This is a genomic window from Microbacterium sp. ZW CA_36 (assembly GCF_044987475.1).
GTDB lineage: Bacteria > Actinomycetota > Actinomycetes > Actinomycetales > Microbacteriaceae > Microbacterium.
Genome location: NZ_JBJDRL010000098.1, coordinates 1 through 9869 on the forward strand (window position 1 = coordinate 1; position 9869 = coordinate 9869).

Annotated in this window: 9 protein-coding genes and 1 riboswitch; of the genes, 3 read left to right on the plus strand and 6 right to left on the minus strand. The window is 73.0% G+C overall.

Annotated features, from left to right (window positions below; genetic code table 11):
* Positions 1-298 precede the first annotated feature (298 nt).
* From ACI3KX_RS21085 to ACI3KX_RS21095, 3 genes are all read right to left on the minus strand, one after another.
* Entirely contained in the window at positions 299-1105 is an 807-nt protein-coding gene (locus ACI3KX_RS21085; protein WP_404910966.1) for an energy-coupling factor transporter transmembrane component T family protein, read from the minus strand.
* A complete protein-coding gene (locus tag ACI3KX_RS21090; RefSeq protein WP_404910967.1) occupies positions 1102-2619 on the minus strand; it encodes an ABC transporter ATP-binding protein in 1518 nt (505 codons plus the stop codon). Before ACI3KX_RS21090 ends, ACI3KX_RS21085 begins: the two co-directional genes overlap by 4 nt.
* Positions 2620-2621: 2 nt before the next feature.
* The gene (locus ACI3KX_RS21095) at positions 2622-3266 is read right to left on the minus strand and encodes an ECF transporter S component (RefSeq protein WP_363355207.1); all 645 of its coding nucleotides are present in this window, start codon (positions 3264-3266) and stop codon (positions 2622-2624) included.
* Positions 3257-3368, minus strand: a riboswitch (TPP riboswitch). It overlaps the preceding gene by 10 nt.
* Positions 3369-3465: 97 nt before the next feature.
* On the opposite strand from ACI3KX_RS21095, the gene ACI3KX_RS21100 reads away from it, so the two are divergent.
* Positions 3466-5190, plus strand: a complete 1725-nt coding sequence (locus tag ACI3KX_RS21100) for a D-alanyl-D-alanine carboxypeptidase family protein (RefSeq protein WP_404910968.1) — start codon at positions 3466-3468, stop codon at positions 5188-5190.
* Between the two features lie 42 nt (positions 5191-5232).
* Here ACI3KX_RS21100 and ACI3KX_RS21105 read toward each other — a convergent pair whose 3' ends face one another.
* The 3 genes from ACI3KX_RS21105 to ACI3KX_RS21115 are packed head-to-tail and all read right to left on the minus strand — an operon-like array spanning position 5233 to position 7922.
* Positions 5233-5649 carry an RbsD/FucU family protein gene (locus ACI3KX_RS21105; protein ID WP_404910969.1) on the minus strand — a complete coding sequence of 139 codons (417 nt, stop codon included), beginning with the start codon at positions 5647-5649 and terminating at the stop codon, positions 5233-5235.
* Between the two features lie 13 nt (positions 5650-5662).
* Positions 5663-6640, minus strand: a complete 978-nt coding sequence (locus ACI3KX_RS21110) for an aldo/keto reductase (protein ID WP_404910970.1) — start codon at positions 6638-6640, stop codon at positions 5663-5665.
* On the minus strand, positions 6627-7922 hold the full coding sequence (locus ACI3KX_RS21115; RefSeq protein ID WP_404910971.1) for an enolase C-terminal domain-like protein: 1296 nt from the start codon (positions 7920-7922) through the stop codon (positions 6627-6629). The genes ACI3KX_RS21110 and ACI3KX_RS21115 overlap by 14 nt, the downstream gene beginning before the upstream one ends.
* Positions 7923-8057: 135 nt before the next feature.
* Here ACI3KX_RS21115 and ACI3KX_RS21120 point away from each other — a divergent pair, with 135 nt between their 5' ends.
* On the plus strand, positions 8058-8918 hold the full coding sequence (locus tag ACI3KX_RS21120) for a fumarylacetoacetate hydrolase family protein (protein WP_404910972.1): 861 nt from the start codon (positions 8058-8060) through the stop codon (positions 8916-8918).
* A complete protein-coding gene (locus ACI3KX_RS21125) occupies positions 8900-9673 on the plus strand; it encodes an SDR family NAD(P)-dependent oxidoreductase (protein WP_404910973.1) in 774 nt (257 codons plus the stop codon). The genes ACI3KX_RS21120 and ACI3KX_RS21125 overlap by 19 nt, the downstream gene beginning before the upstream one ends.
* Positions 9674-9869: the final 196 nt, after the last annotated feature.

Sequence of the window (9869 nt, forward strand, 5' to 3'; positions counted from 1 at the left end):
GGCTCCGGTCGTTGAGCGAGGAGCGCCAGCGACCCGGGGGGGGGGAGGCTCCGGTCGTTGTGCGAGGAGCGCCAGCGACCGAGACGAAACGCGCCGAGCCTCGCCGCAGCGCCGCTCCGAGTGAGGCGTGCAGTGCGCACGTTCTGCAGTCCGGCAAACGCCGGTTCCGGCATCCCAGAACCCGCGAAACCTGGACCTCACCGCGCCGGCGGCGGCACGCGCGCGCGGTGCGGTCCGGAAAGCGCAGCATCCGGCATCCCAGAAACCGCGGAACCTGGACCACAGGAGCCGGCCCGACTCAGGACCACACGAACCGGAACGTGCCGGCGGCGACCGCGGCGGCGATCGCCACGGCCATGATCGCGGCGGCGCCGAGCAGCGCCACCAGGTCGCGGGGGTGGAGCCGCGAGGGACGTGACCACGTGCGCGGGATGCCGGAGCCGAAGCCGCGCGCCTCCATCGCCATCGCGAGCTTGGTGCCGCGCCGCACGGCGAACACGAGCAGCACGAACGCCATGGAGAAGAAGCGCCGGATCGCGCCGCTGTCGCCCACGCCGCGCGCGCGGCGCGCGAGGCCCATGCTGCGCCAGTCGTCGAGGAAGAGGCCCAGCGTGCGCGTGCCGGCGAGCACCCCGAGCACGAAGCGGCTCGGCAGCTTCGCGACCTGCGCGAGGGCGTCGGCGAGCTCGGTGGGGTCGGTGCGGCCGAACAGCAGGATCGTCGGCAGGGCGAGCGCGAGAACGCGCAGGCACACCGCGACCGCGAGGGCGATCGAGTCGTCGCTGATCGTGGCGTACCAGAACGACCAGTAGACCGTTCCGCCCGGCTCGGCATACAGCAGCATGCTGATGCCCGCGACGGGGGCGAAGACGAGGATCGGCAGCATCCGCTTCAGCACGGTCATGGCTCCGAGACCGGTCAGCGGGATGCAGGTGAGCTGCAGCGCGATCGCCACGAGGGCGCTCGTCACGTCGATCGACGCGAGCAGCGGCACCGACAGCAGCAGCGCGAGCACGATCTTGGTGACCGGGTTGACGCCGTCGAGCCAGGCCGCCCGCTCGGCACCGACGTCATGCGCGTCGGTACGGGCGTCGACGGCGGTCACGACCGCACCCCCACCGGCCGCGAGCGCCCGGGTGCGCCGGACGGGGCCTCCGGGACTGAGGGCCCCGCACCGAGATCGATGCGGTGGCCGCCGAGATGGTGCAGCACGTCTTCGTCGTGCGTGACGGCGACGACGGTCGTGCCGGCGGCGATCTCGGACTGCAGCAGCCGCACGAGCTCGATCCAGCCGCGGCGGTCCTGGCCGAACGTCGGCTCGTCGAGCACGATGACGGGCGGTGCGTCGGCGAGCACGGTCGCGACCGAGAGCCGGCGCTTCTGTCCCCCCGACAGCGTGAAGGGGTTCGCGGCGGCGAGCGGCGCGAGGTGCAGTCGCTCGAGCAGCTCGTCGACGATCAGGCCGACGGCGTCCGCGGCCACGCCGCGCGAGCGCGGCCCGATCGCGAGCTCGTCGCGCACGGTCGAGGCGAGGAACTGATGCTCCGGCTCCTGGAACACCGTGCCGATGCGGGTCAGCAGCTCGCGCGAGGACCACCGCGACGGGCGGCGGCCCGAGCGGCCGGCCAGCTCCGGCGCCGCGACGACCTCGCCCGCCGCCTCGGGCAGGAGCCCCGCGAGCGTCAGCGCCAGGGTGGACTTGCCGACGCCGTTGGGCCCGGTGATCACCGTCGCCGCCCCGCGCGGCACGCTGAGATCCAGCCCCGCCCGCACGACGGTGCGACCGTCGCGGGATATCGAGAGAGCGGATGCCGCCACCGCCGCGGCGGCGCCGGCCGTCGCCGCGGGCAGGACGGGCAGGTCGACGGGGCGACCCGGCACCCACACGCCCGCGGCGGCGAGCTCCGCACCGTGACGGGCGAACACCTCGGCCGGAGTGCCATCGGCGAGGAGGCCGCCGTCGGCGCCGACGACGAGCACACGGTCCATCAGGTCGGCCCAGACGGCCGTGCGGTGCTCGATCACCACGAGCGTCGCCCCCGTCTCGGCGAGAGCGTGCTCGATGCTCGCGCGCACCTCGCGGACGCCGTCGGGATCGAGATTCGCGGTCGGCTCGTCGAGCAGCAGCACACCGGGTCGCATCGCGAGCACGCCGGCGAGCGCGAGCCGCTGCTTCTGCCCGCCCGACAGCGCCTTCGTCGGCCGCGCGAGCGGGACGTCGAGCCCGACGGCCTCGAGCGCCTCGGCGACGCGGGCGGGGATCTCGGCCGCCGGCACCCCGAGGTTCTCGCAGCCGAAGGCCACGTCGTCGCCGACCTTCGACAGCACGACCCCCGAGTCGGGATCCTGCAGCACGAGCCCGACGCGCCCGCGGTGGGCTTCCGGCCGCTCGCCGTCGATCAGCAGCGATCCCGTCTCATCGCCCTCGTCGGCCCCGCCGAGCAGGCCCGCCATGCCGGCGAGGAGCGTCGACTTGCCGGCACCCGAGGCACCGAGCAGCAGCACGCGCTCCCCCGGCTCGATCGTGAACGACACGTCGCGGACGGCGGGCGCGCGCCGGCCTGCGTAGCGCCATCCCCAGCCGTCCGCCGTGAGGCGGGCCGGACGGGTCGAGGCCATCGTCAGACCTCGCGGCGCGCTTCGCGTCCTGCCGCGAAGCGGTTGAGGGCGCCGGTGGCGGCGAGCCCCCGGACGGCGAGCCAGCCGACGACACCCGCGAGCACGGCACCCGAGACGACGAGCGAGACGAGGTAGATGACGTTGAACTCGAGCGTCTTCAGGATGTTCGGCGAGCTGCCGTAGAACAGCTCGAACACCCAGGCGCCGGCGGCGGCGCCCGCACCGGCCAGCATCGCGACAGGCAGGGTGAAACGGCGGTAGAGGAAGAGGGCGAAGATCAGCTCGGCGCCGAGACCCTGGACCAGGCCCGACAGCAGGGTGGACACGCCCCACACGTTGCCGATGAGCATCGACACGATCGCTGCGATCACCTCGACGAGGAGTGCCGCACCGGGCTTGCGGATGACGAGACCGCCGATGACGCCGCCGATCAGCCAGATGCCGACGGCGAGTCCGCCGAGGCCGGGCGTCAGGCCGTCCATGGCGATGAACCAGGCGTAGCCGACGGTGTTCCAGGCCCAGAAGACGAGGCCGATGGCGACGCCGAGCACCGCCGCGACGACGATATCGACGACTCGCCAGCGCAGGCTGCGGGGGCCCGAAGGGGTGGCCGCAACGGGGGTGGATGCGGACGCGGACGTGTGCATGTGAACTCCTCCCTGCGCCGGCATGATCCGGATCAGGTTCGACGGTCGAAGCGTGGATCGCTTCCTCTCAGCCCGGCTCACCGGACTCCCGTGGTTATGGCGTTGAGTATACCGCCGCGATGACGGGTATTTTGAGGGGGTGACTCCGGACGACACCCCCGTGCCCACGCGTCGCGCGCGTCGGGCGCAGACCGGTGCCGTGCCGACCCCAGTTTCGGCCGGTGCCCCGGAAGGCGGCATCCTGACCGTCGCCACCGGTGAGGCTGTCCCCACGCCCCCTCCGCTCGCCGCTGGCGCGTCGGGCGGAGCCTCCGGGCGCGTGGGCCCGCTCGTGCACCCGGGCAGCACCACCGCCCCCGTCGATGTGCCCACCGTCGCGCCGACCATCGCCACGGTGCCGCTCGGCGACAGCCCGACGGCGATCGCGCCGACGATGCCCCTGTTCGATTCGGACGCGCAGACCGGGCCGGTCATCCCCGGGCTCCTTCCCGAGCCGTCGGTCCCCGTCGCCACCTGGGATCCCGCGGGCCACGACGCGCTCGCCGACGTCCCGGTCGCCGAGGATGCGCGCCCCGCGGCGGGCGGCGGACGAACCGCCCTCGCGTGGGTCGATGAGACGGCCGTGGGCCTCGGCGCCGCTCCCGGCGATCTGACCGCCGCGGCCACCCCCTACGTCACGGTCGACGCCGACCTGCTCTCCGACGCGCCGCGGCGCTCGCCGCTGCGCGCCGGCGTCGTGGTTCCCACCCTCGCGATCGCGGCCGTGCTCGGCGCGTATGCGGGGACGACGCTGCTGTGGCCGCTGCACGCCGTCGCACCCACGGTCACCGCCATGGAGGTCCAGCCGGTCGCGGCCCCCGCCGCGGCGGCGGTGTGGCCCGCGCAGGGCAGCGCGGCCGAAGCGGTCGGAGGCATCTCGGGGACACTGGCCACGACGGCGGATCCCGACTCCATCGCCAGCATCACCAAGCTCGTGACCGCCCTGGTCGTCCTCGAGGAGATGCCGCTCGCGCTCGGCGAGCAAGGTCCCGAGTACCGCTTCACCTCGGCGGATCGCTCCCGCTACTGGCAGTACCTCAGCAACGGCGAGTCCGCGCTGAACGTGCCCGCCGGCGGCTCGCTCACCGAGTACCAGATGCTCGAGGGCATGCTGGTCGGCTCGGCGAACAACTACGCCGACCGCCTGGCGCAGAGCATCTGGCCGTCGGATGCCGTCTTCGCCTCGGCGGCCTCGTCCTGGCTCTCCACGCACGGCGTCCCCGGTGTGACCGTCTACGAGCCGACGGGGATGGACCCGCGCAACACCGCGAGCCCTGAGGCCCTCGTCGTGCTCGCGCAGAAGGCCCTCGCGAACCCGGTGATCGCCGAGATCGTCGCGAAGCAGTCCGTCGACCTGCCCGGTGCCGGGCTCGTCGAGAACACCAACGGCCTGCTCGCCGACCCGGGTGTCGTGGGCCTGAAGACCGGGACGCTCGACTCCTGGAACCTGCTGTCGGCGAAGGACGTCACGATCGGCGACACGACGGTGCGCCTCTACGCGTCGGTGCTCGGACAGCCCGACGATGAGAGCCGTCTCGCCGCGTCCCGCGCGCTGTACGCACAGCTCGAGAGCGAGCTGCAGCTGAAGCCCTCGGTGACGGCGAACACCGTCGCCGGACAGGTCGAGACCCTGTGGGGCGACGAGGTGGACATCGTGACCTCGGGCGACGCGTCGGTGGTCCTGTGGAACGGCGGCAGCGGCACCGTCGCCACGACCTACCACCTCGGCGAGAGCCGCGATGCGGGCGACGCGGTCGGCTCCCTCAGCGTGACCGGACCGCTCGACGACACCACGGTCGACCTGCAGCTCGCCGCCGACATCACCGACCCGTCGCCGTGGTGGCGGCTGACGCACCCGCTGGACCTGTTCGGCCTCAACGGCTGAGACCGCCGCCGTTCACCCGGCGGACGGTCAGCCCGGGGAGGGTCAGCCGGCGGACGGGTGCCCGACGACGCCCTTGCGCAGCAGCGCGTTGCCGTATTTGCGGGTCTCGCCCGTGCGCAGGATGACGTACGCGCGCTTCGCCTGCTCGTAGTACTCGAACCGGTCGACGTAGCGCGGGGCATCCGTGCCTGCCGCGGCGGCGAGCTCGCGCTGCACATCGAGCACCTCGCCGTCAGCCGACGCCATGAGGTCGAGCGCGGGCGCATCGTCGAGCGGCAGCACCGTGCGCACGGCGGCCACCACCTCGGGCGTGGTCGTCCCGGGCAGGTCCACGACGCGCGCGCCGATCGCCCACGCCGGAAAGTGCGCGTCGGCGATCACGACGGCGTCGGAGTGGCCCATCCGGTCCAGGTGCAGCAGCAGCTCCCCCGTCAGCAGCGGGTGGATGCCCTCGAGCATGGGATTCCCTTCGTCAGCGGATGAGGCCTTCGGCGGCCAGATCGTCCCACAGGCCGCCCGGGATGTCGACCTCCATGAGCTCGGCGTTGCGGCGCAGCTGCTCGGGTCGGCTCCCGCCCACGACGACCGAGCGGACGGCCGGGTCCCGAAGCGCGAACTGCACCGCGGCGGCCGGAAGCGGCACGTCGTGGGCGCGGCAGACCGCGACGATGCGCTGCAGATGCTGCCACAGCGGCTCCGGCATCCGTCCATACTCGTACCGGTCGTCGCGCGTGGGCTCGTCCTTCGCCAGCAGGCCGGAGTTGAAGACGGATGCCGCGACCACGCCGGTCCGGCGCTCGTGGCACGCCGGCAGCACCTCGTCGGCGGCCGGCTGCTCGAGCAGCGTGTAGCGGCCCGCGATCATGATGAGGTCGAGATCGGCGCCGCGAACGCCCGCGGCGAGCGCGTCGGCGGTCATCGAGCCGATGCCGACGGCGTCGACGGCACCCTCCGCGCGGAGCTGCTCGAGAGCCGGGAAGGCCTCCTGCAGCGCGAGGTCGAGGTCGTGGCGCTCGGGGTCGTGCAGGTACAGGATGTCGATGCGGTCGATCCCGAGACGTTCGAGCGACTCGTCGAGGCTCGCGCGGATGCCGGCCTCGGAGAAGTCCCACTCGCGGCGCAGCGTCGTGCGCACGTGGAAGTCCGCGGCGAGGTCCAGTCCGCCGTCGTCGTCGGGGTTCGGACGCAGCAGCCGCCCGGCCTTCGTCGAGATCACGAACTCGTCGCGGGGCTTCGTCTGCAGGAACGCGCCGAGCCGCCGCTCCGAGAGACCGAGGCCGTAGTGAGGGGCGGTGTCGAAGTAGCGGATGCCGCTCTCCCAGGCCGCGTCGAGGATGGCCCACGCCTGATCGTCGGTGAGCTCGCGGAAGAGGTTGCCGACGTTCGCCGCGCCGTAGCCGAGGCGCGTCAGCGCGGGGGCGTCGGAGCCGGTCGGGTCAGGCCGCGGCATCCGTGCTCCCGAACTCGTACGCGGCGCGACTGGCCGCCTTCATCTCCATGCCGATCCCCGGCGCGAGCGGGGCGCGGTAGACGCCGCCGTGCACGTCGGTCGGCACGACGAAGTGCTCGTGCAGGTGATCGACGTACTCGATCATGCGGCCCTCGCGGCTGCCGCTGACCGCCACGAAGTCGAACATCGACAGGTGCTGCACCGCCTCGCAGAGCCCCACGCCGCCGGCGTGGGGGCACACCGGCACACCGAACTTCGCCGCGAGCAGCAGGTTGGCGATGTTCTCGTTGACGCCGCCGACGCGCGCGGCGTCGATCTGCATGACGGCGATGGCGTCCGCCTGCAGCAGCTGCTTGAAGATCACGCGGTTCTGCGCGTGCTCGCCCGTCGCCACGCGCACCGGCGCGACACCCCGGGCGATCTCGGCGTGGCCGAGCACGTCGTCGGGGCTCGTGGGCTCCTCGATCCAGGCGATGCCGAACTCGGCGAGCGCGTTCACCCACGCGATCGCCTCCGACACCTCCCAGCGCTGGTTCGCGTCGATGGCGATCGGGAAGTCGGGCCCGCACACCTCGCGGGCGACGCGGAGGCGGCGGACGTCGTCGTCGAGGTCGGCGCCCACCTTGAGCTTGATCTGGCCGAAGCCGTCGGCGATCGCCTCGCGGCACAGCCGCGCGAGCTTCTCGTCGGAGTAGCCGAGCCAGCCGGGGCTCGTCGTGTACGCCGGGAAGCCCGTGGCGAGCAGGTCCTGCTCGCGCTCGGCCCGGCCCGGCTCCGCGGCGCGGAGGATCTGCAGGGCATCCGCGGGCGTGAGGGCGTTCGTGAGGTAGCGGAAGTCGACGAGGGCCACGATCTCTTCGGGGCTCATGCGCGAGAGCAGCTGCCAGAGCGGGAGCCCGGCGCGCTTGGCCTTGATGTCCCACAGCGCGTTGACGACCGCGCCGATCGCCATGTGCATGACGCCCTTCTCGGGGCCGAGCCAGCGCAGCTGCGAGTCGCCGATGAGCTCGCGGTTGGTCGCGCCCATGTCGTCGAGGAGCAGTTCCACCTCGCGGCCGACCAGATGCCCGGCGAGCGCGTCGAGCGCCGCGACCTGCACGTCGTTGCCGCGCCCGATCGTGAACACGAAGGCGTGCCCGCTGACGCCGTCGGCGGCATCCGTCACGATCCGGAGGTACGCGGCGGAGTAGTCGGGATCGTGGTTCATCGCATCGGAGCCGTCGAGGCTGAGCGAGGTGGGGAATCGGATGTCTGTCGTCTCGAAGGCGACGATGCGGCTCACGGGGCGGTCTCCTGCAGTTCGCGGTCCGGAAGTCGAACCGCTCGCAGTGTAAACATCCGATGTCTATACTGTCAATCACGCCCCGCGGGCCGCGACGGCATCGACGCCGCCCCGCACGGAGAATCCAGGAGAGCAATGAAGTTCGCGCGCCTCGGCGAGTCCGGTAGCGAGATCCCCGTCGTCCTCGACGGCGATCGTCGCCTCGATCTGCGCCCGCTCACATCCGATGTCGACGGCAGCTTCCTCGCCGACGATCCCGTCGGCCGCACGTCCGCCGCGATCGCCGCGGGGCTCCTGCCCGAGCTGCCGGGCGCCGACGCGATCCGCATCGGCGCCCCCATCGCGCGGCCGAGCGCCGTCGTGTGCATCGGCATGAACTACGCCGCCCACGCCGCCGAGTCCGGGGCGACCCCGCCGAGCATCCCGGTGATGTTCCTCAAGACCCCGAACACCGTCGTCGGTCCGAACGACGCCGTCACGATCCCCCGGGGCAGCGAGAAGACCGACTGGGAGGTCGAGCTCGGCATCGTCATCGGACGCCGCGCCGCGTACCTGAACTCCCCCGCGCAGGCGGCGGACCACATCGCCGGCTTCGTCACCGCCAACGACGTGTCGGAGCGGACGTTCCAGCTCGAGGTGTCGGGCGGGCAGTGGTCCAAGGGCAAGTGCGCGCCCGGGTTCAACCCGACCGGCCCGTGGCTGGTCACGCCCGACGAGGTCGACCCGCAGGCGCTGCGGCTGCAGAGCCGCGTCAACGGCGAGCCGCGCCAGGACTCGTCGACGGCCGACATGATCTTCCCGGTCGACCACATCGTGTGGCACCTCTCGCAGTTCCTCACGCTCGAGCCTGGCGACCTCGTGCTGACCGGGACCCCGCAGGGCGTCGCCCTGTCGGGGCGCTTCCCGTATCTCGCTCCCGGTGACATCGTCGACATCGAGATCGAGGGTGTGGGCGCGCAGCGCCAGGAGTTCGTGGCATGGGAGGCAACACGATGAGCGGACAGCTGGACGGACTGGTCGCCGTCGTCACCGGCGGCGCCTCGGGCATCGGCGCCGCGATCGCGAGCGCACTGGCCGACGAGGGCGCCGAGGTCGCCGTGCTCGACCGCGACACCTCGGGCGCCGACCCGCGGTTCGCCGCGTTCGCCGCCGACGTGTCGGACCGCGCCGGCGTCGAGGACGCGATCGCCGCGGTGGCCGAACGGTTCGGCCGCATCGACATCCTCGTCAACAACGCCGGCATCGGCGCGCAGGGCGACGTCGCCGCGAACGACGACGACGAGTGGGCGCGCGTGCTGTCGATCAACGTCACGGGCATCGCGCGCGTGAGCGCTGCGGCGCTGCCGTGGCTGCGGCAGTCGCCCGCCGCGGCCATCTGCAACACGTCGTCGATCGCCGCGACCGCGGGCCTCCCGCAGCGCGCGCTGTACAGCGCGTCGAAGGGGGCGGTGCTGTCGCTCACCAGGGCGATGGCGGCCGACCACCTGCGCGAGGGCATCCGCGTCAACGCCGTCAACCCGGGCACGGCCGACACCCCGTGGATCGGCCGCCTGCTCGCCAGCGCGCCCGACCCGGCGGCAGAGCGCGCAGCGCTCGAGGCCCGGCAGCCGCACGGGCGCCTCGTCTCGGCCGACGAGGTCGCCGGCGCCGTGCTCTACCTCGTGAGCCCCCGCGCCGGCTCGACCACGGGCACCTACATCGAGGTGGACGGCGGGATGTCGCCCCTCCGCCTGCGCCCGGCCGGGTCCTGAGGCCCGCGCGAGGTTGCCCGCGGGTCCCCCGGCCGGGTCCTGCGGCCCGCGCGGTTGCCCGCGGGTCCGCCCGTGCATCCGCGTCGCCCGCAGCTCCTGACCCCGTCGTCTCTCCGTTCACTTGCGCTGAATGTACGCGAAACGCCCGCCGAGCCGTACGTTCAGCGCAAGTGAACGCCCGGAGACTCCGTGGAGC

What these genes read in the sequence shown, in the direction of transcription:
- ACI3KX_RS21090 (WP_404910967.1), bottom strand. Translation starts at nt 2,619, where the DNA reads ATGGCCTCGACCCGTCCGGCCCGCCTCACGGCGGACGGCTGGGGATGG.
- ACI3KX_RS21095 (WP_363355207.1), bottom strand. Translation starts at nt 3,266, where the DNA reads ATGCACACGTCCGCGTCCGCATCCACCCCCGTTGCGGCCACCCCTTCG.
- ACI3KX_RS21105 (WP_404910969.1), bottom strand. Translation starts at nt 5,649, where the DNA reads ATGCTCGAGGGCATCCACCCGCTGCTGACGGGGGAGCTGCTGCTGCAC.
- ACI3KX_RS21110 (WP_404910970.1), bottom strand. Translation starts at nt 6,640, where the DNA reads ATGCCGCGGCCTGACCCGACCGGCTCCGACGCCCCCGCGCTGACGCGC.
- ACI3KX_RS21120 (WP_404910972.1), top strand. Translation starts at nt 8,058, where the DNA reads ATGAAGTTCGCGCGCCTCGGCGAGTCCGGTAGCGAGATCCCCGTCGTC.
- ACI3KX_RS21125 (WP_404910973.1), top strand. Translation starts at nt 8,900, where the DNA reads ATGGGAGGCAACACGATGAGCGGACAGCTGGACGGACTGGTCGCCGTC.